The sequence below is a fragment of the Nonomuraea zeae genome, assembly GCF_005889725.1.
GTDB lineage: Bacteria > Actinomycetota > Actinomycetes > Streptosporangiales > Streptosporangiaceae > Nonomuraea > Nonomuraea zeae.
Map to the genome: position 1 here is coordinate 1 of NZ_VCKX01000216.1, position 21,782 is coordinate 21,782.

Here is a 21,782-nt window from a genome sequence, read left to right on the forward strand (position 1 = left end):
TGTATAAGAGACAGCCGCCTGGCACCCCCTCGAACCCCGCCCGGCCGCGAACGTCGCCGCCACGGGCCCGACCCTGGTGTTCGCCGACGACCTGGGCCTGGCCGATCACCTGACGGCCCCGGACACGATCATCGTCACCCGCGGCGACCGCTTCACCGCCGGCCCCGGCCGCTGCACCATCGACCCCGCGGCGCCCGCGGACTGGACGGCCCTGCGCCAGGCCGTCCCCTCGCCCGCGACGCTCCTCTACCTGTGGAGCTACCTGCCCGCGCCCGACCCCGCCGGCCCCCGAGACCACGTCGACCGGGCGCTGCGCCGCTGCGCCGCCGACCTGGTACGCGCACTCCAGACCTTCCACCCGGACCGCCTGGTCACGGTCAGCCGCCGGCTCCGCCCGATCACCGGTGCCGAGGACCTCTGCTACCCGGCCGCCGCGGCCGCCGCCATCACCGCCACCCTCGCCAGGGAACGCCCCGGCACCACGACCTGCCACCTCGACCTGCCCGGCGACGCCCCGGCCGACGACGCCCGCACCCTGCTCCGCGCACTCGCCGACCACTCGGCCCGCCACGGCGAGGTGGCCTGGCGGGACGGCCGCCCGCACGTCAAGGAGCTGCACCCCGTCACCGAGCCCGCCGACGGCCGGGACCCGCTGCGCCGCGGCGGCCGCTACCTGGTCACCGGCGGCGCGGGCGGCGTCGGCGCGGCCCTGCTCCCCACCCTGGCCGAACGCTACGACGCCGCCTTCCTCATCGTCGGCCGCCGGCCGCCCGAGGACAGCCCCGAGCTCCGCGATCTCCGGCGCACCCTGGGCTCCCGCCGCATCCGCTACCACCGGGCGGACGTCCTCGACCCCGCGGCCCTGGAAGCCGCCGTGACCGATGCCGAAGCCGCCTGGGAACGCCCGATCGACGGCGTGCTCCACCTGGCGGGCGCCTACCACCTGCGCCCCCTGACCGACGAGGACCCGGACGCCTGGCAGGCCGACGCCAAGGTCGGCGGCCTGCTGAACCTCGTCGCCCTCCTCCGCGACCGCCCCGGCGCCCGCCTGATCACCTTCTCGTCCCTGCTCGGCCACCTGGCCACCGCCGGCTGCGCGGCCTACGGCGCCGCCGCCGCCACGGCCGACGCGCTCGCCGAGCACCTCAATGCCCGCACCGCGATCCCCGCCCACAGCCTGGCCTGGGGGTTGTGGCAGAACCTGGGCGTCAACCGGGACAACCCGTACGAGGCGGCGGCCGTGCAGCGCGGCGTGCTGTCGCTGCCCGCCGCCCAGGGCGGCCTCTTCGCCAGGGTCCTGCTGCGCCGCCCGCCGGGCGTGTACTACGCCGGGCTCAACCCGCGCGCCGCCGAGATCCGCGGCACCGTCCACGACGTCGGCCTGCTGGAACGGCTGACGCTGGTCCCCGGTGAGGAGGGCGTGCCCGCCCAGCCGATGCTCTGCCACGACCCGTTCGGCGTGCCGGTCGAGGTGGCGGTCCCGGCCCCGCCACCGTGGCCGGAGGGCGGGGGAGGAGCGGCCGCCGGGATCGTCCACACCATCCAGGACACCCTGGAGGGCCTGCTCGGGCAGCCGGTCCAGCCGACCGACCGCCTCTACGAGCTCGGCGTCAGCTCCATCCAGCTCCTGCAGATCCGCGCGCGCCTGGAGGCCGCGCTCGGCCTGGAGGTGCCGAACTCCGCCCTCTTCGAGCAGCCGACCCTGCTCGACCTGGCCCGCTCACTCACCCCCGCATGACTGGAGGGACGATGGGAAACCTCACGCGCGAGATCCTCACGAGCTGGGTCTATTTGTTCTGGGGCGGCATGCCCGCCTGGGCCGAGGACCCGGAGCAATCTTTGAGTGGTTCACCAGGCGCCCCCTGGATGCTTGCGGAAGATTGCTCCCAGCCTCGACGAGGGGATTAGTACGATGCCTAGCGTCATTGTGATCGGCGGCGGCCCGGCGGGCAGCTCCGTGGCCGGCCTGCTGGCCCTGCAGGGAATCGACGTCGTTCTGCTCGAGCGGGAGAAGTTCCCCCGCTACCACATCGGCGAATCTCTGATCACCGGCTGCATGGGCGTACTCGACGAGCTCGGCGTCCGCGAGCGCGTCGAGGAGCTCAGGTTCATCAGGAAGTACGGCGGCAGCCTCGTGTGGGGCAAGGACGGCCGGTGGAACTTCAAGTTCACCGAGGGCAAGCCGGAGCACCCGCACGCCTACAACGTCCGCCGCGCCGACTTCGACGCCCTCCTGCTGGCCAGGGCCCGCGAACTGGGCGCCAGGGTGTACGAGGAGGCGACGGTCAAGGAGCCGCTGATCGACGACGGCCGCGTGACCGGCGTCCGGTACGCGCTGCGCGGCGGGCCGGACCAGGAGCTGCACGCCGACCTCGTCCTGGACGCCTCCGGCCAGGGCCGCGCCCTCGGCCGCCACCTGACCGGCATCGACTGGCACGAGGACCTCAGGAACGTGGCCGTCTGGGCCTACTACCAGAACGGCGCCAGCCTGACCGGCGACGAGACCGGCAACATCTTCATCGAGCACGTGCCGGGCGGCTGGTTCTGGTACATCCCGCTGTCCGACGGCACCCACAGCGTCGGCTTCGTCACCCCGGTGGCCGAGGCCAAGGCCGCATCGATCGAGCTGCCCGCCCTGTTCGAGACCAAGATCGCCGAGTCCACGCACGTCAAGAAGCTGCTGGCCGAGGGCTTCCGGGTCAGCGGCTTCCGCAGCGCGCGCGACTGGTCGTACGTCTGCGACCGGTTCACCGGCCCCGGCTGGATGCTGGTCGGGGACGCGGCCGGGTTCGTGGATCCGCTCTTCTCCACCGGCGTGACCCTGGCGATGATGGCCGCGAGCGCGGCGGCGAAGGCCGTACCCGAGATCCTCAAGAACCCGGATCTGGAGGCGGCGATCAGCGAGCGGTACGAGGAGTCCTACCGCGAGTTCCTGAGCAACATCATCTCCTTCGTGCGCTTCTTCTACGACGCCGGGCTGGACCGGGCGGCGTACGAGGAGTACGCGCAGGCGCTGGTCGACCCCAAGAAGCTGTTCTTCCCGCGCAAGGACTTCGTGACGTTGATCTCCGGGCTCAACTCGCTCCGCCCGATCTTCGACCTGCCCGTCCCCGCTCCCACCCCCGTCTAGCGTCCGTACGGAGTGATCCCGATGCTGGTCCTCGTGGCTCCCGGCCAGGGCACGCAGACGCCCGGCTTCCTGACCCCCTGGCTCGACCTGCCGGGCGTCCCCGACCGGCTGGCCGAATGGTCCGGCCTGATCGGGCTCGACCTGATCCGGTACGGCACCACGGCCGGCGCCGACGAGATCAGGGACACGGCGGTCGCCCAGCCGCTCCTGGTCGCGGCGGCCCTGGTGGCGGCCGAGGCCCTCGGGATCACTCCCGGCCTGGTGGCCGGGCACAGCGTCGGCGAGTTCGCCGCCGCCGCACTGGCCGGCGTCCTCACCCCCGCCCAGGCCCTCACCTTGGTACGCGAACGCGGCCGCGCCATGGCCGAAGCCGCCGCTGCCACGGGCACGACCACCACCGGCACCCCAGAGGCCGACTTGACCGACATAAGGGGCACGGCGGGTGTGGCGGACTCGGCGGGTATGGCGGGCGCGGCGGGTATGGCGGGCTCGGCAGGCGTTACCGGCGTGACGGGTTTGACAGGCATGACGGCGGTGCTCGGGGGCGACGAGCAGACCGTCCTGGCCGCACTCCACGAGCACGGTCTGACCCCCGCCAACCGCAACGGCGCGGGCCAGATCGTGGCGGGCGGCACCTTGACCCAGCTCGCCGCCCTCGCCGCCGCCAAGCCCGCGGGCACCCGCCTCATCCCGCTACGGGTCGCCGGCGCCTTCCACACCGCCCACATGCTCCCCGCAGTCGCCGCTCTCCGCGCCGCCGCAGCATCCATCAGCCCCCGGGACCCGCGGATCCCCCTGCTGTCCAACGGCGACGGCACCGTGGTCACCAGCGGGGCCGACGCCATGAACCGGCTGATCGCCCAGGTCGCCAACCCGGTCCGCTGGGACGCCTGCATGGCCGAGATGTCCCGCATGGGCGTCACCACGATGATCGAGCTACCTCCCGCCGGCACCCTCACCGGCCTCGCCAGGCGCGAGCTGCCCGGCATCACCACCGTCGCCCTGAAGACCCCCGCTCACCTGACCCAGGCCCTGGCCACCTCCGCCCCTCTGCCATAAGGCCCCGGACGCATCCGTCCGCAGGCCGCCAGGGTCCTCCAGGCTGATCTCAGCCGGGATCACCGTGCCCATGTCCGGTGAGACGGTCGCGCCCCAGCCCTGGTCGCGGCCACGAGCCACGAGCGTTCCGCGCGTCCCAGTCCCCCAGGGGGCTGGGACGCGTTCTCATGTGCCCGCCCCCGGGAGTTGAGCCGGAGTCCGTCCGCGGTGGACGCCGGTGACGACGGCGTGTGCTCATCAGCCGGAGCAATTCGGCTCAACCTCTCATGAACAAAGGCCTTCAAAGCGGATCTATATCGGGGCTCCCTAGCCTGATCCAAGTCATCACCGTCAACGGAACCCGGGCTGTCCGGCATATGCCCCGCTATTCGACGAAGGGTGTTCTGTGAAAAACAAGCAACGGTTATGGCGGTGGATGAGCGTACTGACCGCATTAACGTTGGTGGCGCCCGCCCCGATGGCGGTGGCGGAAACCACCCCCGCGCCCAGCCCCCGGCAGACCCAGAACGGCCCGGCCGAGATCCCGGCGGCCGTGCGCCCGGAGGCGCGCGACAAGACGCTGGGTGCCCAGTGGAGCGAGTCGAAGGACCTGGCGTGGACGACGTCGGGAGACGCGACCGGCTTCCACCTGCTCGTGGCGCGGTCGTCCGAGGGCTATCGATGGCATGCGGTGGCGTCGCTGTCCGAGCCGGGCTTCGACACGGACATGTGGATCGGCAACGCGTGCGTGACCGGCTCGGGCACCCGGGCGGTCGTGATCTACGCGCCCCGCACGTTCACCAACCGTCCGGACCTGTTCGACCGGGGCGGTTTCACCGCCGTCGTCGATCTGACCACCGGGAAGGTCACCAAGCTCGCCGGGCTTTCCACGCTCGCCTACTTCAACCCGGGCTGCGGCGCGGCCGAGACCGCCGTCGTCACCCAGCTCAGCGGCCAGGCGGACGAGCGCGGGAACAGCCCGGCGAAGACCCGGCTGACGACGATCGACGCGGCCAGGGCCACCGCGCGCAAGCCCGTCGAGGCCGCGGGCGAGCTCACCTCGGCGCTGCCCGTACCGGGTGGCGTCGTCGCCGCGACGGCGGGACGGCTGGTGTCGGTGAGCGCCAAGGGGGCGATCGCCACCGTCGCGAAGACGGCGGGTGTCCCGTTCCACCTGGCCGCTGACGCCACCGGCGCGGTCGTGTACGCCGAGCGCTCAGGCGCCGAGTCCGTACGGGTCCAGCGCCTGACCCCGGGCAAGGACCAGGCGGCGACGACGCTGGCCACCGGAGAGCTGGGCAAGGTGGGCGTCGGCAGGGGAGCGGCCGGCCGGGTGTTCCTCACGGGTGCCCCGGCCACCGTCGGCTCGCTGCCGCCCACGGTGACACGTCTGGCCGCGCCGGCTCAGGCCACCGTGTCCACCCTCGGCCGGCTCGTCGTGACCGGCACCGCGTGGGCGGGCGCCGCGGATCCCCGGCTCGTGCAGCCCGATCCCGACACGCCGCGCGCGGTCACGATCAAGGCGACCAGCACGGTGACGGGGCAGGCGGCCACGTTCGGCGTTGCTCCGGGCCGTCCCAGCGCGCAGGCTCTCACGCCGCACCCCGCGCTCGGCGGACAGCAGGCGCCCGACGGCGCCAGGTCGAAGACCCTGGCGGCCACCTCCGACCCGGTCGACCAGGACGGATGGTGCTCCGTTCCGCGGAACAACCGCGTCTTCCAGGTGCTCCAGCCCAAACCGCGGCAGGTCGAATGGGCGGTGAACCAGGCGGTCACCGGATCCCTGAACGTGCAGCGCCCGGCCAACTGGATGAACCTCGGGATGGGCGCGTACAAGCCGCAGGAGATGTTCCCCTCCATCCCGCTGGCCGGCGGAGGGCGGGTGCACTCGCAGGTGATGCTCGGCATCGCCGCCCAGGAGTCGAACATGTGGCAGGCCTCCCGCCTCGCACTGCCCGGGGTCACGGGCAACCCGCTGATCGGCAACTTCTACGGCCTCGACATCTACAACGACGCCCCCGGCGACGACTGGGACATCCAGTGGGACAAGGCCGACTGCGGATACGGCGTCATGCAGGTGACCGACGGAATGCGCAAAGCCGGGCATGAGAAGCCCGGAGAGATCCCCAAGACCTTGGCGCAGCAGCAGGCCATCGCGGCGGACTTCACCGCCAACATCGCCGCCGGGCTGCGCATCCTGCAGGAGAAGTGGAACCAGACGCGTACCGCCGGAATGGTGATCGGCAACGGCGACCCGGCGGGGCTGGAGAACTGGTTCTTCGCGCTGTGGGCGTACAACACCGGTTTCTATCCGAATCAGGGCAACGGTTCGCCCTGGGGTGTGGGCTGGGCGAACAATCCGATCAACCCGCGCTATCCGGCCGACCGCTATCCGTTCATGGAGGTGACCTACGAGGACGCCGCTCATCCGCAACGGTGGCCCTACCAGGAGAAGGTCATCGGGTTCGCCGGACACCCGCCCGAGCTGGCCGAGTCGGCCGGCAAGGACCAGACCACGACCGTCGCCGGTTTCCGGCCCGCGTGGTGGACGAACCCGGCATACCGGCTATCGGCGAAGCCGCCGATCGACACGTTCTGCACGGCGGCCAACACCTGCGACCCGAACGGCCGCTATCGACCGAACGATCCAGGCGACCCCGACGACCCGGATGACGGGACGATCGGCGAGCTGCCCGGACCGTGCGCACACCAGAACGCGAACGGCAAGTACGACCTCAAATGCTGGTGGAACCAGGCCGTCAGCTGGAAGAGCGATTCGAACACCACCGGCAGAGAACTCCTCCGCTTCGACCCTGGCTATGCCTACCAGGACAACGCGAACTCGTTCCCGCCGAAGTGCGAGCTGTCAGGTCTGCCCGCAGGATCCCTCGTGGTCGACGACGTTCCCGCCGGGCTGCCGCAGATGCGTCCCTGCGGATACGGCTTCTTCACCGAGGCGGGCACGTTCACCTTCGACTTCCCCCAGGACGAGACCGGGCACTACCGGGCAAAAATCGACCTCCACCAGCTCGGCGCGGGCTTCAACTCGCACTTCTGGTTCACCCACACGACCAGGACCGCCACCGACATGACCGGCACCATGAAGATCACCGGGACGTGGAACTTCAACCGGCAGGTCAACGGGTGGGGCCGCGTGTACGTCCACATACCGGACCACGGGGCGCACACGCAGCAGGCGAACTACGAGATCGACACCGGCGCCGGGTTCGACCCCGCGAGGCATCGGGTGATCGCACAACGCATCCGCTCGAACACCTGGGTGCCCTTGGGCGCTTTCGAGTTCTCGGGAATGCCCAAGGTCCGCCTGTCCAGCACCACGCGGGACGGGACCGGAGACGAGGACATCGCCTGGGACGCCGTCGCCATCGAACCCCTGCCGGGCAAGCCGCGGCACCAGATCGTCGCTCTGGGCGACTCCTACGCCTCGGGCGAGGGCGCGAGCGAGGACGCGGACGCCGACTACTATCCCGAGACCGACTTCAAGCTCGTGACCGGCGACACGGACGCCTACCAGAACGCCTGTCACCGCTCGCGCCACTCCTGGTCACGCCTGGCCAGCGTGAGCGGCTCGACCGCCTCCATCGGCGAGCGTGCCGACACGCGAGACCCGGCCATGGACTATCACCTGCTCGCCTGCTCGGGCGCACGCACGCACAACCTGCTGCCGTATCACAGCGTCCCCACCGGGGCGCCCAAACCGGTCAACGCCTTCGGCAAGGGCGGCAGCGAGCGCCAGTTCGGTGAGCTGTCCCAGCTCGACCGGGGATTCCTGGACGCCAACACCACGCTCGTGACGCTGTCCATCGGCGGGAACGACGCCGGCTTCGCCGACATCCTGCAACACTGCCTCGCCGAGGGCAACGGCGTGCATCCGTGCCAGGACTTCGCCATGGAGGGCGATGCCGAGCCGCTCTCGACGGCCTCACCCGCGCGGATAACCGGACCGGTCAAGGATTCGATCAGGACGGTGCTCCAGCAGATCCGTGAACGCGCCCCCAACGCGTGGATCCTGCTGATGGGCTATCCGAAGCTCTTCAACGAGGACGACACCAACGTGTGCGTCGTGGTGGAAGGCAGGGGAATCGACGTTCCCGAGGAGCAGTGGCTGGCCGAGCAGGCCGAGCTGCTGAACCTGACGATGGCCGATCTGGCGCGGGAGTTCGGGCAGGTCGTCAAATTCGCGAACCCGATCGACGCCTTCGAGGGGCGCGGTGTCTGCGGCTCCCCGGAGCTCATCCACGGGGTCATCGTGGACAAGACCAGGGGTGAGAGCTCGGACAGCGCCGTATCTCAGCAGTCGTTCCACCCGAACATCCTCGGAGCCGAGAAGTTCGCCGAGATCATGACCAGCCGTCGCCTCTGAAGGCGCCGGCAGGGGGCGGGCGGCCCGCCCGCCCCCTGAGCTTCATCACTCAACCGCCCTGGAGGCACGACATGTCACGTCCGCTCACCCGCCGCCACGCTGCGGCGGCCCTGACGGCCCTGCTTTCGATCCCGCTGACCGTCATCGTGTCCACCTCACCCGCCCAAGCCGCCACTACCTGTGCACGAGCTCAGCACGGCGCCAATACGATCAGCAGCTATCCCTGGGACGTCCCGGCGACGACGGTGGCGTCGGCGAAATACAACGGGCGCCAGGTCAGCGTGCAGCACGGGTGGGCCTACGTCGCCGGGGGAGGCGGGAGCAAGGTGGAGGTGGCCTTCGGGCAGCTGGTCCCCGCGGGCTCGTCGCTCGGCGCCAACGACGGCATCAGCTTCCAGGTCACCACCAACGGCGGGAGCGACTACGTCGCCTGCGGCGGCGTCCACGTCCACGGAGCCGAAAAATTCACCTCGCGGTTCTACGCCCCGCATCCGAACGACTCGAACTATCTGTTCCGGGCCTGCTACTCCAACATCCGCACCGGGGTCTATTACAAGTGCACCGGCTGGTGGTAGCGAGGCTGCGCGTACCCACGCTGTGACTCCTCCCGGAGGTCAGCGACGATGATCAGCCGCACCCGGCTGGTGTCCACGCCAGGCGTTGGAGATCAGCCGGGTGAGGCCGATCGCGGCCGGGTCGGCGGAACGGTCGGGGGGAACGGCCTGCACGCGCTCCCGAATGTGCGGTTGACCGACCGGCGTCTCGTCGATTACCTTTGCTATCAAAGCTAATTTGGAAACAAAGAGGAGACGGGCAATGCCACATCTGACGGTCCGGGTCCTGGAGCCGCAGCTCCAGGGCAACGAATCGGCCCTCATCGCCGCGCTGACCGACGCAGTGGTCGAGGTGTACGGCGAGTGGGCGCGCGACGTCGCGGTCATTCACCTCGATGGCGTGCCTGCCGGACGGTGGGGCCGGCAGGGCAAACCGGTCGAAGAGGTCGCCCCCGCGATCCTGTTCGGCATCCGGGAGGCGGCGTTCGCCCGTCCCGACAGCGGCGAGCTCATGGCCAGGCTCGTGCGAACCGTCACCGACGCCGTCGCCGGCGTCCTCGGAGCTCATTTGCGCGACACCGTCACGATCGAGCTCGTCGCCACCCCGGCCGGCCGCACCGCGGTCGGAGGCGTGATCGTCGACGGTTAGCCGGTCACGCGCGGTGCGCGCCGCTTCGAGGTGAGCCGCCTCCGGCAAGGAGATCGCCATACCTGCGACATACCGGGATGTGCTGGGCTGACGCCCAATGCAATCAAGCCCCGGACGATCCAGGAAGAACCCGGTCATGTCGACGACACAGAAGGTTGGTTTGGTCATCAGCGTCGCCGCGATGATCGCGATCATAGGATTCGTTCTCGCGGGCAAGGCCCAGCCCGGTCCCGCGGCGTTGATCGCCCAGGACAACGCGCGGGAGGCCGAGGTCCTCGGCGCCGCCCGCGCCGTCGCGAGGGAGCTCGACGGGCGAGAGACCAGCGTGACGATGGCCGAGGTGGAAGCGGCCCTGCTCCGTCAGCCCGGCGGCGGCGCCATGCAGCTGGGCGGCAGCCTGGACTCGATGGATTTCTCGGACAACATCCATACGTACGAGATCCGCGACGCGGACGGCGCGCACCCCGCCTGCCTGTCCGTCCAGAGCATTTTCGACAGGTTCGAGTACACGACCAAGGCATGGGCGGAAGGAGGCGCCTGCTGAAGAATCCGCAAGTGGGCGGCATACCGTCGCTATACCGGGATCCTCCTACACTCCTCCCCTGATGGCACTGGAGATCGGGTTCCTGGGACCCTGGGAGATCAAAGCGGACGGGCAACCGGTACGGCTGGCCGGCAGCCGCCGCGTCGCCGTGCTGGCGCGGCTGGCGTTGGACGCCGACCGCCCCGTCTCCGCACGGCAACTCGTGGCCGACGTCTGGGGGCAGAGCTCGACGGCCACGGCCGGAAAGCAGCTGCACATCGTGGTGTCGAAGGTGCGCAGCCTGCTCGGCCCCGAGACCATCGTGACGGTGCCCACGGGCTACCTGCTGAACCTGCCCCGCGATCAGATCGACGCGCACAGCTTCACGCTCCTGGCCCGCCAGGCGCGCTCGGCGCGTGAGCGGCGCGAGCCGGGCACGGCCGACGCGTTGTTCCGGCGGGCGCTGGCCCTGTGGCGGGGGCCCGCCCTGGCCGAGCTGTTCGACCCGTGGGCGCAGATCGAGGCCGGCCGCCTGGAGGAAGCTCGCCTGACCGTGTTCGAGGAGCACATGGAGCTGCGGCTGGCGGCGGGGGATCACCATGCGGTGGTGGCCGACCTCGCACCGCACGTCCGGGCCAACCCGCTCCGCGAAGGCCCGCGTGCCCAGCTGATGCTGGCGCTCTACCGGGCCGCCCGGCCGTCGGAAGCGCTCGCGGTCTACGGGGAGGGCCGCGCCGCCATGGTGGAGGAGCTCGGCGTCGAGCCGGGCGCGCGGCTGCGCCGGCTGCACCAGGCCGTACTCGCCGGGGACCCGGCGCTCGACCTCACCACTCCGGCGCAGTCCAGCACGATCGTTCCCGCCGAGCTGCCCGCCGACACCCGATCGTTCACCGCCCGGCTCCAGGAGGTGGAGTGGCTGCGGGAGGCGGTGCGGGGGGCGCGCGTGGCCGTCGTGGACGGGCCCGGCGGCGTGGGCAAGTCCGCTCTCGCCGTCCACGTCGCGCACGCGATGGCCGGACGGTTCCGCGACGGTGTCATCTACGTCAACCTGAACGGCGCGACCCCGGGGCTGGAGCCGCTGCCGGTGCTCGACGCCCTGGGCCACCTGCTGCGTTCACTGGGACTGGACGGATCCGCCGTACCCGCCGACGTCGAGGGGGCGATCGCGCGCTACCGATCGCTGACGGCGGCGAGCAACCTGCTCGTCATCCTCGACAACGCTCTTGACGCCCGCCAGGTGCTGCCGCTGATCCCGGCGGGCGCGAGCTGCCGCGCCGTCATCACCAGCCGCGCCGTCATCCCAAGCCGCGACGCCCTGGCCACGCTCGACGATGCCCGCCACCTGCACCTGGCCGGGCTCGACGATGCCCGCCACCTGCACCTGGCCGGGCTCGGCGACGGCGACGCCGTCACGCTGCTGGCCAGGGTCGCCGGGCCCGCCCGGGTCCAGCAGGCGCCGGAGGCCGCCGCGAAGATCGTCGAGCTGTGCGGCGGGCTCCCTCTGGCCATCCGGATCGTCGGCGCCCGCCTCGCGGCGCGGCCCGACTGGCAGCTGCCCGACCTCGCCGCCCGCCTCGCCGACGCCGCCCGGCGCCTGGACACGCTGCAGTACGCCGATCTGGCCGTACGCACCAGCATCGCGGTCAGCCACGGGCACCTGCGCGAGGAGCCCAGCGGCCACGACGCCGCGTACGTCCTTCCGCTCCTCGGCCTGCTCGACACGCCGACCCATACCCCGGCCGCCACGGCCGCCCTGGCCAGCTGGCCCGAGGCGCGGGCGGAGGCGGCCCTCGAACGGCTGCGCGCCGCCCGGCTGCTGGAGTCCGCGGGCCACGGCCGCTACCGCTGCCACGACCTCATCCGCCTGTACGCCAGGGAGCAGGCCGCCGGCGAGCTGACCGAGGCCGAACGCACCGCCGCGCTCCGCCGCGGCCTCCACCATTACCTGGCCACGGTCAATACCGCCACCCGGCTCGTGCACGCGCAGGTGCACGCGGAGCCCGCGCACGAGGCGGAGCAGCCGGGCCTGGCGCTCGCCGACGCGCGGGAAGCCGGTGAATGGACCGAGACCGAGCGCGACAATCTCCTCGCCGCGGCCCGCCAGGCAGCCGAGTGCGCCGACTCCGGCACCGCCGTCGGGCTGGCACTGGGGCTGCACTGGCCGTTCAACTACCGTGGCTGGGTCACGCACCTGTCAGAAGTCCACCGCAACGCCGCCGAGGTGGCCGCGCGGTGCGAGGACTGGACCCGCCTGGCGCAGCTGGAGAGCTTCCTGGGGTGGGTCTACCGCGACCAGGGGCGTTACGAGCAAGGGATCGACCACCTGGAACGGGCCGTGGCGTGCTGGGCGAAGACCACCCAGCCGCACCGGAGCATCGGGGCCCACAACAACCTCGGGATCATCCGCATCATGCTCGGCCGGCTCGACCTCGCCGACGCCGATCTGGCCCGGGCGCTGGACATCGCCGAGCAGACCGATGACCGCTACGCGCGGGGAGCGATATTCAACAACCGGGCGCACCTGCTCTACCGGCAGGGCCGATTCGAGGAGGCCATAGCGCAGGGGAAGGCGGCCGTCACGGAGTGGAGCGGCATCGGCACCCTGTACGGCGAGGGGGCATCCCGTGAGACCCTGGCCCGCGCCTACCTGCATGCCGGGCGCCTGACCGAGGCGGCCGACACCTACCGGTCGGCGCTGGCGCTCCTGCGTGAAGCGGAATATCGCATCGGCTATGCCGTGGCCGCCTGGTGGTCCGGGCAGACCCTGTACGCACTGGGCCGGCCCGCCGAGGCCCGGCGGGACTGGCACAGCTGCATCACGACCCTGGTGGAGACGCACCTCCTGACCCGCGCGGAGGCCGACGCGCTGCTCGGCCAACCCGTGCCGGAGATGCCGCGGCCGATCGCGAACATGCTGTGACCACCCGGATGGCCACGGGGCCGGACCGTCGCGATCATCCTCGGCCAGGGTCATGGCGTTGATGGCGTCACCGCGACGTCGCTATTACCGTCAGTGAGCATGAAGCCTTCGCTCATGCTCTCGGCCTTCCCGCGACTGGTCTGTGCGGTGATTCTCGGGACGGTCGTCGGGTCTCTCGGCTGGCTGATCGAGGACACTCCGCTGGCCGTGCTCGCCGGCATACTGTCGGCCGCGACGATCTTCGTCGTCTCCGGGTGGATCGTGATGTGGCCGATGGACGCCGCCGCGACCCGCCGCAACATCCGGCGCGAGGATTTCCGGCCCGCGGCCGAGGAGGTCGTCATCGTCCTGGTCGCCGTGTGCGGTCTCGTCAGCATCGTGGTGCTGCTGATCCGCGGTCACTCCTCCAGCCATGCCGCGGCGGCGGCCGCGCTGGGGGGAGTGTTCATGTCCTGGGCGAGCCTGCATCTGATGTACGCCACGCGCTACGCGCACCTCTACTACGAGACGTCTTCCGGCGGCATCGACTTCAATTCCAGCGACGAGCCGACCTACCGCGACTTCTTCTACTTCAGTTACAACCTCGGCATGACCTACCAGGTCTCCGACACCAGCGTTTCGAGCCAGACGATCCGGCGGGTGGTCCTGCGGCACACGCTCCTGTCATATGTCTTCGGCACGGTCGTGCTGGCCACGACCATCAACCTGGTGGTCGGCATCGCCGCAGGGTGAGCCGTCATCGTCGCGACGTGGACCGAGTTGATCGCGAATTTGCACTCATTGTCCCTTTTGCGGATGGTTTCGCGAAGGAGCCCCATCTTACGATCGTCGCAACACGCGCTGCCGGCGCAGACTGTGCCGTTTCCGGCGCCGTTTTCCACTGCCGAACATGATGGGCGACTTATGCGCACTGTCGAAGAAATGGTGGAAATCGCGGTTCCGGTGCGTACCGCGTACAACCAGTGGACCCAGTTCAAGAGCTTTCCGCGGTTCATGCGCGTGGTGAAGCGAGTCGAGCAGATCAGGCCCACGATCACCCGCTGGATCATCGGCTTCGGCCCGATCCGGCGCGAATTCGAGACCGAGATCGTGGAGCAGCGGCCGGACTCGCACATGGCCTGGCGCAGCCTGGAAGGCCGGTCCCGCCACTGGGGCGAGGTGTCGTTCCGGCCCACCGCGTCCGGCGGCAGTACGGTCACCGTGCGCATTCAGGCAGGGCCGCCCGGCGGTTCGCACTTCCTCGCGAACAACACCGGGCTCACGCGCCGCGTGCTCCGGCATGAACTCGCGCGTTTCAAGGAGTTCATCGAAGGGCTGGGGGAAGAGGGAGGAGCCTGGCGCGGGGTCATCCGCGACGGGCGCGTCCAGCCGGCCGAGCCGGAACCGCCGAGGTGCCGGGTGCCCACCTGGCCCGTGGGCTGACCCGATATTCGACAAGCGAGCGAGAGACGACCTGATGCGTAAGCCGCCAGACGATGAGCCGAACGAGTCGTTGACCGTGACCCCGCCCAAGAAATGGGCGGCCGGGGTGCCGGCGGTCGTGCACGCGCTGGAGTACTCGCTGGAGGAGACGTCACCGCGGCGAGCCGGCGTGACGCTCCTGACCATGAACCAGGTGGGCGGCATCGACTGCCCCGGTTGCGCCTGGGCCGATCCCGCCCCCGGCCACCGGCACCGCAACGAGTACTGCGAGAACGGCGCCAAGCACATCAACGACGAGGCGACGACGCGGCGCATCACCGCGGACTTCTTCCGCCGGCACCCGGTCTCCGAGCTGGCCCGGCGCTCCGACATGTGGCTGAACCAGCAGGGCCGGCTCACCCAGCCGGTGGTCAAACGGCCGGGCTCCGACCACTACGAGCCGATCAGCTGGGACGACGCCCTCGGGTTGCTCGCCCAGGAGCTGACCGCGCTCGGCTCGCCCGATGAGGCGGTCTTCTACACCTCGGGACGGGCGAGCAACGAGGCCGCGTTCGTCCTGCAGCTCTTCGCCCGGGCGTTCGGCACCAACAACCTGCCCGACTGCAGCAACATGTGCCACGAATCCAGCGGCTTCGCCCTGCACGAGACCCTGGGCACCGGCAAGGGAACGGTCAGCCTGCACGACCTCCACCACGCCGACCTGATCTTCCTGGTGGGCCAGAATCCGGGGAGCAACCATCCGCGCCAGCTTTCCGCGCTGGAGCAGGCCAAGCAGAACGGCGCCCGGATCGTGGCGGTGAATCCGCTCCCTGAGGCCGGGCTGCTGCGGTTCAAGAATCCGCAGCAGGTCAACGGAGTGCTCGGTACGGGAGTCAAGATCGCCGACCGTTTCCTGCACATCCGGCCCGGCGGCGACCTCGCGTTGTTCCAGGGCCTCAACCGGCTGCTGCTGGAGGCGGAGGACATCGACCCCGGCCGGGTGCTGGACCACGACTTCATCCGGGACAACACCAGCGGCTTCGAGGAGTTCTCCCGGCACATCCGCGCCGTCGAGTGGGCGGACGTCCTCAGCGCCACCGGGCTGACCCGCGAGGAGATCGAGAAGGTCCGCGACGAGGTCCTGCACAGCCGGCGCGTCATCGTCTGCTGGGCGATGGGGGTGACGCAGCACAGGCACGGCGTCGCCACCATCCGGGAGATCGTGAACTTCCTGCTGCTGCGCGGAAACCTCGGCCGGGCGGGAGCCGGGGCGTGTCCGGTGCGCGGGCACAGCAACGTGCAGGGCGATCGTACGATGGGCATCTGGGAGCAGATGCCGGACTCCTTCCTCGACGCGCTGCAGCGGGAGTTCGGCTTCGACCCGCCGCGAGCCCACGGGCTGGACTCGGTGAACTCGATCAGGGCGATGAGCGAGGGACGCATCAAGCTCTTCCTCGCTCTCGCGGGCAACTTCGTCCGGGCCGCGCCGGACAGCACGCTCACCGAAGAGGCCATGCGGAAGTGCCGCCTCACCGCCCATATCTCCACCAAGCTCAACCGATCCCACACCGTCTGCGGCCAGACCGCGCTCATCCTGCCGACCCTCGGCCGCACCGAACGCGACACCCAGGCCGGTGGGGAGCAGTTCGTCACGGTGGAGAACTCGATGAGCGAGGTGCACACCTCCCACGGACGGCTCAAGCCGGCCTCCCCGCTCCTGCTCAGCGAGGTCGCCATCCTGTGCCGCCTGGCCCGCCGCACCCTCGACGGCGCGGCGGCCATTCCGTGGCACGAGTTCGAGGCCGACTACGGCGCGATCCGTGACCGCATCTCCCGCATCGTGCCTGGTCTGCACGACTTCAACCGGCGGGTGGCCCGTCCGGGCGGCATCACCCTGCCGAACCCGGTCAACGAGGGGGTCTACCGCACGCCGCCGGGCAAGGCGCTGTTCACCCGCAACACCGGGCACAATTCGCGCGTTCCCGACGGCCACCTGCTGCTGCAGACCATGCGTTCGCAAGATCAGTGGAACACCATCCCTTACACGCTCGACGACCGGTACCGGGGTATCCACGGCAGCCGCCGGGTCGTGCTCGTCAACCCGGCCGACCTGCGCGAGCTCGGGCTGTCCGCGGGCCGGCGCGTCGACCTCGTCAGCGTGTGGACCGACGGCACCGAGCGCCGCGCGGAGGACTTCGCGGTGGTCCCGTATCCGGCCGCGCGTGGCTCCGCCGCCGCCTACTACCCCGAGACCAACGTCCTGGTGCCGCTGGACAGCGTGGCCGAGTTCAGCAACCAGCCGACGTCGAAAGGAATCGTGGTCCGGCTGGAGCCCGCGAGCCCCGCAGACAGCGACGTGCAGGTGCGCGAGGGGGAGCGACGGTCCTCGGTTTAGCGGCGCGACGAGGTCCGGGGTCTCGCATCCGGCGGGTTTCGGGAGATCCACAACGGATAATCTCACCTTGTCCCTGCTCGAAGGCCGACGGGAGCCAGATGGTCACGAGTCAGCCCGTTGTCGGGCCACCCGCCAGGGCGGCCGTGTTCCTCGTGGCCACGGTGGCGCCCAGCGGCGAGGCAGCCGTACGCGCGGCGCTCCAGGACCTGCCTGGCCTGATCCGGTCGGTGGCCTTCCGCTCGCCCGACGACGGCCTCACCTGCGTCGTCGGCTGCAGCTCCGCGGGCTGGGACCGCCTGTTCGACGACCCGAAGCCGCGCGACCTGCATCCCTTCCCGGCCCTGCGCGGCCCCCGCCACCATGCGCCGGCCACCCCGGGCGACCTGCTCTTCCACCTGCGCGCCCGGCGCATGGACCTCTGCTTCGAGCTGGCCCGGCTGATCACCGAGCTGTGCCCCGCCATCACGGTCGTGGACGAGGTGCACGGCTTCAAGTATTTCGACGAGCGCGACCTGCTCGGCTTCGTCGACGGCAGCGAGAACCCGCCGGACCGGATCGCGGCCGAGGCCGTGTACGTCGGCGAGGAGGATCCGCGCTTCCGCGGCGGCAGTTACGTGATCGTGCAGAAGTACCTGCACGACCTGACGGCCTGGCAGTCGCTGACCGTCGAGGAACAGGAACGCGTCATCGGGCGGACGAAACTGGCCAACGTCGAGCTCCCCGACGACGTCAAGCCCGCCGACTCGCACGTCGCGCTCAACACCATCGTCGTGGACGGCGTCGAGCGGCGGATCGTACGCGACAACATGCCCTTCGGCAGCGTCGGCCGAGGCGAGTTCGGCACCTACTTCATCGGCTACGCCCGCACGCCGGCGGTGACCGAGCAGATGCTGCGCAACATGTTCATCGGCGACCCTCCCGGCAACACCGACCGCATCCTCGACTTCTCCACGGCCGTCACCGGCGGCCTGTTCTTCGTGCCGAGCGCCGACTTCCTCGACGACATCGACGACCTCGACACTCCGGCCCCTGACACCCGGGCCACCGAGCCGCCGGCCACCGAGCCGCCGGCCACCGGACCACCGGCCCGCGACGCGACCGGCGCCGGCGGCACCGCCGGATCGCTGTGCATCGGCAGTCTCAAGGGAGTTCGAACGCCATGACCACACCCGTCAGCAACCTGCACCGCGAGCTGGCCCCGATCACGCCGGAAGCGTGGGCCGAGATCGAGGAGGAGGCCCGCCGCACGTTCCGCCGGCACGTCGCTGGACGCCGCGTCGTCGATGTCCCCGACCCGGAGGGACCGCAGCTGGCCGCCGTCGGCACCGGGCATCTGTCCGACGTGGAGCCGCCCGGCCCCGGCGTCACCGCGCGGCTGCGCAAGGTGCAGCCGCTGGTCGAGCTGCGGGTGCCGTTCACTGTCAGCAGGGCGGCCGCGGACGACGTCGAGCGCGGATCGAAGGACTCCGACTGGCAGCCGGTCAAGGACGCGGCGCGCGCCATGGCCTACGCCGAGGACCGGGCCATCTTCGACGGGTACGCCGCCGCGGGCATCGACGGGTTGCGCGCGCGCAGCTCCAACCCGGTGGTCAGCCTGCCTGCCGAGCCTCGCGACTACCCGGACACGATCAGCCGGGCCCTGACGTCGCTGCGGCTGGCCGGTGTCGACGGGCCGTACGCACTCCTGCTCGGCGCCGAGGCGTACACCGCGGTCAGCGAGACCTCCGACCACGGCTATCCCATCGTCGCCCATCTGACCAGGATCCTGGGCGGAGAGCCGATCTGGGCGCCGGCTCTCAAGGGCGCGTTCGTGCTGTCCACCCGGGGCGGCGACTTCGAGCTCCGCCTCGGCCAGGATCTGGCCATCGGCTACGCCGCCCACGACGCCACCACCATCGAGCTGTACTTCCGCCAGACCCTGACCTTCCTCGTCTACACCGACGAAGCCGTCGTCGCCCTCCAAGCCTGAAGCCGCGCCCGCCGCGAGTTGACGGTTCACGGGAAACGTGATGGGATCCCACGTCAGCGTCGCGGTGTACCCGGCAAGCAGATCGCCGAGGGCATGGAGGCGCGCAGAACATGGGACACCCATGGAACCATCCGTCAAACCCGGCGATCGCCTCACCGCGTTCGGCACCCAGCTGATCAACGTACATTTCTGGCTGCGCGAAGAGCTGGCCCGGCTCCGCCGGGACGTCGACGCCCACCTGGACGGGCGGGCCGACCGGCCACGGGAGCTGCGTACGCACTGCCTGGCCTTCTGCTCCGCCCTGGAGCGCCACCACACCGGCGAGGACGCTGCCGCGTTCCCCGCCCTGGCCGCCCGGCACCCGGAGCTGCGGCCCGTCCTCGAAGAGCTGACGCGCGACCATCAGCAGGTCAGCGAGCTCCTGCACCGGCTGCAGGAGCTGCTCGACAGGCTCGGCACGATCGAGCCACGGCGGGTGCGCGCCGAGCTGGACGGCCTGGCCGCGCTGCTGGAGTCGCACTTCACCTACGAGGAGCGGAAGATCGTCGCGGCGCTCGACGCGCTGGACGCGCCCGGCTGGACCGGCTCGCCACCCGGCTTCCTGCTCACCACCGCCACGGGCGGCGGCCGGGAGGGCGAAACCGCCTGACCCGGCCGCCGGCCGCGACTACGCCCGCTCGATGATCACGACCGGGATCTCCCTCGGCGCCTTCTGCTGGTAGCCGCTGTAGTGCGGCCAGATCTCGGTCATCGTCTCCCAGAGGCGGGGCCGCTCCCCGGCATCCGCCGGACGGGCCACGGCGTCGAACACCTCGGCGCCGACCTGCACGCCGATCCGCGGCTGGGCGAGCAGGTTGTGGAACCAGAGCGGGTGGTCCTCGGCGCCGCCGTTGGAGGCCACCACCAGGTAGCGGTCGCCGTCACGGCCGTAGATCAGGGCCGTACGGCGGGGCAGGCCCGAACGGCGGCCGGTCGTGGTGATCAGCAGCGTGGGCGCCCCGTGGTAGAGGTGACCCTGAGTGCCTCCGGACTCGACATAGCTCTTGACGTGCTTGGCCACCCACCCGGTCGGGCTGTCGATCGGCTCCTGGCTCATCGGGCCGCTCCGTTCAGGAGGCTGGTCCGCCCGGGCCGGGAGGCGGCCGGGGCTGAGCGGAGTGCGGGTGTCGTCATGCGCATGAGGCTCCCTGGGGTGATCAAAAGTGAATATCGCACTATGACACATCGTTCGCCGGCAGACGTCAGCCGGAATCGCCGCGAGAGGGGTAGGCGTCATCGACAATGCGGCCGACCTGCGACAACGTCCCCAGGCCGCCGTCGAACCGGTTGCGCATCACCACGACCGCCACGCCCGAGTCGATGTCCGCATAAGCCGCCGACCCGTTCATCCCGACCATGCCGAACGTCGATCCCGGCCGGGCCGGGCCGTCACCCGGACGGTAGGTGCTGAAGCCGAACGCCCACGTGATGGGGAAGCCCATGACCTCGTCCATGCCCTCGAACTGCACCGCCGCCATCGCCGTGCGGCGGGCGGGCGAGACGAGCTCGACCCCCTCGACGTGGCCGAGCAGGGCCGAGTAGACGCGGGCCACGCCGCGGGCGGTCATCGTGCCGGCCGAGTAGCTGCTCGTGGTGAGGACGTCCGCCCGGTTGGCCCGGCCGGCGTCGGGCCGGATGCCGGGCGGGAGCGCCCGATCGGGCGGGGACCCGGGCTCGGGCCCCGCGGGCGGCGCGCCGGGCGGCGGCTCCTGGAGCGCCACCCGGCCCAGCAGCGGCTCGGGGACGCCGAAGTGCACCTCGTCCTCGACCCCGAGCGGACGGGTGACGGCCTCGCGCAGCCACCACGCCAGGCTTCGCCCCGTGGCCCGCCGTACGGTCTCGCCGAGCAGGAAGCCGAAGGTCTGCGCGTGGTAGCCGAAGCGGGTGCCGGGCGGCCACCAGGGCTCGGCCGCGGCGAGCGCCGCGCACATGTGCTCCCAGTCGCACAGGTCCTCGACGGTGGTGTCGTACGGCGGGGCAGGGACGCCTGCGGTGTGCAGCAGGATGTGCCGGAGCGTCACCCCGTCCTTGCCATGCGCGCCGAACTCCGGCCAGACCTCGGCCACCCGCAGGTCGTAGGCCAGCTCTCCGCGCTCCACGAGCACGTGAGCCACCGCCGAGGCCACGCCCTTGGCCGTGGAGGCCGCGTGGAAGAGCGTGCCCGCGTCGAGGTCGCACCCCTCCCGGGTGGCGGCGCGGCCGGCGGTCACCTCGGCCACCAACCGGCCGTCCCGCACCACCGCGATCTGCAGCCCGGCTTCGGCTCCGCTCGCCACCAGGCCGTCGGCCGCGGACTGCAGCCGCTCTCGCACATCGTCAGCGCCCATGGTGCCGATCACCGCCGTTCGCTCGCCGGACGACAAAGGGTACGCCGACAAGGTCGAGAACGCGCCGGGCGTCATCGTGACGTCACGATCCTTGAGCTTGAAAATGCAGTTCAAGGCAATGATGGCCGGATCACTGACAATCGGGGACTTGCTATGACGCCATTATGGCGTCATAGTGACGTCATGGACCTTGCGCCTTATGTCGACCGTCTCCGTCGCGAGCTCGCCGTCGCCGCCGGGGCCGGCGGCGAGGACGCCCGCGCGCTCGCCGAGCGTCTCGCCGCCCCGCTGGAGTCGGCCACCCGGCTGGCCCTGCTGGAGGCCTTGTCCGCGGCGGCGGACGAGATCACCCGTGACCTCGCACCAGGCTCCGTCGAGGTGCGCCTGCGCGGGCGCGACCCCGGCTTCGTCGTGACGCCGCCACCGGGCGGCCAGTTCGAGACAGGGGGAGCC

17 protein-coding genes and 1 pseudogene are annotated in these 21,782 nt (G+C 70.9%); 16 read left to right on the forward strand and 2 right to left on the reverse strand.

What is annotated here, in order from left to right:
* Positions 1–76 precede the first annotated feature (76 nt).
* The 14 genes from ETD85_RS44235 (at position 77) to ETD85_RS44300 (ending at position 19,612) form a co-directional block, all read left to right on the forward strand.
* On the forward strand, positions 77–1,738 hold the full coding sequence (locus ETD85_RS44235; protein ID WP_138695836.1) for a beta-ketoacyl reductase: 1,662 nt from the start codon (positions 77–79) through the stop codon (positions 1,736–1,738).
* A gap of 174 nt (positions 1,739–1,912) precedes the next feature.
* On the forward strand, positions 1,913–3,130 hold the full coding sequence (locus tag ETD85_RS44240) for an NAD(P)/FAD-dependent oxidoreductase (protein ID WP_138695837.1): 1,218 nt from the start codon (positions 1,913–1,915) through the stop codon (positions 3,128–3,130).
* Positions 3,131–3,151: 21 nt separating this feature from the next.
* A complete protein-coding gene (locus ETD85_RS44245) occupies positions 3,152–4,189 on the forward strand; it encodes an ACP S-malonyltransferase (RefSeq protein WP_138695838.1) in 1,038 nt (345 codons plus the stop codon).
* Between the two features lie 415 nt (positions 4,190–4,604).
* Positions 4,605–8,552, forward strand: coding sequence for a GDSL-type esterase/lipase family protein (locus ETD85_RS44250; protein ID WP_138695839.1), 3,948 nt, complete (start codon positions 4,605–4,607; stop codon positions 8,550–8,552).
* Between the two features lie 71 nt (positions 8,553–8,623).
* The gene (locus tag ETD85_RS44255) at positions 8,624–9,127 is read left to right on the forward strand and encodes a hypothetical protein (RefSeq protein WP_138695840.1); all 504 of its coding nucleotides are present in this window, start codon (positions 8,624–8,626) and stop codon (positions 9,125–9,127) included.
* A 241-nt stretch (positions 9,128–9,368) separates the two neighbouring features.
* Positions 9,369–9,755: a tautomerase family protein gene (locus ETD85_RS44260; RefSeq protein ID WP_138695841.1), complete on the forward strand. Its 387-nt coding sequence runs from the start codon at positions 9,369–9,371 to the stop codon at positions 9,753–9,755.
* Positions 9,756–9,891: 136 nt separating this feature from the next.
* Positions 9,892–10,299 carry a hypothetical protein gene (locus ETD85_RS44265; RefSeq protein WP_138695842.1) on the forward strand — a complete coding sequence of 136 codons (408 nt, stop codon included), beginning with the start codon at positions 9,892–9,894 and terminating at the stop codon, positions 10,297–10,299.
* A 61-nt stretch (positions 10,300–10,360) separates the two neighbouring features.
* Positions 10,361–13,198, forward strand: coding sequence for an AfsR/SARP family transcriptional regulator (locus ETD85_RS44270; protein ID WP_138695843.1), 2,838 nt, complete (start codon positions 10,361–10,363; stop codon positions 13,196–13,198).
* Positions 13,199–13,297: 99 nt separating this feature from the next.
* Positions 13,298–13,930: a DUF1345 domain-containing protein gene (locus ETD85_RS44275; protein ID WP_206059258.1), complete on the forward strand. Its 633-nt coding sequence runs from the start codon at positions 13,298–13,300 to the stop codon at positions 13,928–13,930.
* A 171-nt stretch (positions 13,931–14,101) separates the two neighbouring features.
* Positions 14,102–14,620: an SRPBCC family protein gene (locus tag ETD85_RS44280; protein WP_138695844.1), complete on the forward strand. Its 519-nt coding sequence runs from the start codon at positions 14,102–14,104 to the stop codon at positions 14,618–14,620.
* A gap of 34 nt (positions 14,621–14,654) precedes the next feature.
* Complete coding sequence (locus ETD85_RS44285) at positions 14,655–16,994, forward strand: FdhF/YdeP family oxidoreductase (RefSeq protein ID WP_138695845.1); 2,340 nt, start codon at positions 14,655–14,657, stop codon at positions 16,992–16,994.
* A 98-nt stretch (positions 16,995–17,092) separates the two neighbouring features.
* Positions 17,093–18,157: a Dyp-type peroxidase gene (locus ETD85_RS44290; protein ID WP_138695846.1), complete on the forward strand. Its 1,065-nt coding sequence runs from the start codon at positions 17,093–17,095 to the stop codon at positions 18,155–18,157.
* Positions 18,154–18,963, forward strand: a complete 810-nt coding sequence (locus ETD85_RS44295) for a family 1 encapsulin nanocompartment shell protein (RefSeq protein ID WP_138695847.1) — start codon at positions 18,154–18,156, stop codon at positions 18,961–18,963. Before ETD85_RS44290 ends, ETD85_RS44295 begins: the two co-directional genes overlap by 4 nt.
* Before the next feature lie 121 nt (positions 18,964–19,084).
* Positions 19,085–19,612, forward strand: a complete 528-nt coding sequence (locus ETD85_RS44300) for a hemerythrin domain-containing protein (RefSeq protein ID WP_138695848.1) — start codon at positions 19,085–19,087, stop codon at positions 19,610–19,612.
* 18 nt (positions 19,613–19,630) lie between these two features.
* On the opposite strand, the gene ETD85_RS44305 is transcribed toward ETD85_RS44300, so the two are convergent.
* Positions 19,631–20,059 (reverse strand): nitroreductase family deazaflavin-dependent oxidoreductase, encoded by a 429-nt coding sequence (locus tag ETD85_RS44305; protein ID WP_138695849.1) that lies wholly within the window; start codon positions 20,057–20,059, stop codon positions 19,631–19,633.
* A gap of 145 nt (positions 20,060–20,204) precedes the next feature.
* A complete protein-coding gene (locus ETD85_RS44310) occupies positions 20,205–21,329 on the reverse strand; it encodes a serine hydrolase domain-containing protein (RefSeq protein WP_138695850.1) in 1,125 nt (374 codons plus the stop codon).
* Between ETD85_RS44310 and ETD85_RS63705 the strand changes: the two genes are divergently transcribed.
* Together ETD85_RS63705 and ETD85_RS44315 are read left to right on the forward strand one after the other, a co-directional pair.
* Positions 21,328–21,486, forward strand: coding sequence for a hypothetical protein (locus ETD85_RS63705; protein ID WP_170247167.1), 159 nt, complete (start codon positions 21,328–21,330; stop codon positions 21,484–21,486). The two genes, ETD85_RS44310 and ETD85_RS63705, sit on opposite strands and share 2 nt — an antisense overlap.
* Positions 21,487–21,512: 26 nt before the next feature.
* A pseudogene (locus ETD85_RS44315) lies at positions 21,513–21,782 on the forward strand (hypothetical protein); the annotation flags it as partial.

Coding starts and splice junctions, on each gene's coding strand:
- ETD85_RS44240 (WP_138695837.1), top strand. CDS start 1,913: ATGCCTAGCGTCATTGTGATCGGCGGCGGCCCGGCGGGCAGCTCCGTG.
- ETD85_RS63705 (WP_170247167.1), top strand. CDS start 21,328: ATGGTGCCGATCACCGCCGTTCGCTCGCCGGACGACAAAGGGTACGCC.
- ETD85_RS44275 (WP_206059258.1), top strand. CDS start 13,298: ATGAAGCCTTCGCTCATGCTCTCGGCCTTCCCGCGACTGGTCTGTGCG.
- ETD85_RS44265 (WP_138695842.1), top strand. CDS start 9,892: ATGTCGACGACACAGAAGGTTGGTTTGGTCATCAGCGTCGCCGCGATG.
- ETD85_RS44295 (WP_138695847.1), top strand. CDS start 18,154: ATGACCACACCCGTCAGCAACCTGCACCGCGAGCTGGCCCCGATCACG.
- ETD85_RS44250 (WP_138695839.1), top strand. CDS start 4,605: ATGAGCGTACTGACCGCATTAACGTTGGTGGCGCCCGCCCCGATGGCG.
- ETD85_RS44270 (WP_138695843.1), top strand. CDS start 10,361: ATGGCACTGGAGATCGGGTTCCTGGGACCCTGGGAGATCAAAGCGGAC.
- ETD85_RS44300 (WP_138695848.1), top strand. CDS start 19,085: ATGGAACCATCCGTCAAACCCGGCGATCGCCTCACCGCGTTCGGCACC.
- ETD85_RS44285 (WP_138695845.1), top strand. CDS start 14,655: ATGCGTAAGCCGCCAGACGATGAGCCGAACGAGTCGTTGACCGTGACC.
- ETD85_RS44255 (WP_138695840.1), top strand. CDS start 8,624: ATGTCACGTCCGCTCACCCGCCGCCACGCTGCGGCGGCCCTGACGGCC.
- ETD85_RS44245 (WP_138695838.1), top strand. CDS start 3,152: ATGCTGGTCCTCGTGGCTCCCGGCCAGGGCACGCAGACGCCCGGCTTC.
- ETD85_RS44305 (WP_138695849.1), bottom strand. CDS start 20,059: ATGAGCCAGGAGCCGATCGACAGCCCGACCGGGTGGGTGGCCAAGCAC.
- ETD85_RS44290 (WP_138695846.1), top strand. CDS start 17,093: ATGGTCACGAGTCAGCCCGTTGTCGGGCCACCCGCCAGGGCGGCCGTG.
- ETD85_RS44280 (WP_138695844.1), top strand. CDS start 14,102: ATGCGCACTGTCGAAGAAATGGTGGAAATCGCGGTTCCGGTGCGTACC.
- ETD85_RS44260 (WP_138695841.1), top strand. CDS start 9,369: ATGCCACATCTGACGGTCCGGGTCCTGGAGCCGCAGCTCCAGGGCAAC.
- ETD85_RS44310 (WP_138695850.1), bottom strand. CDS start 21,329: ATGGGCGCTGACGATGTGCGAGAGCGGCTGCAGTCCGCGGCCGACGGC.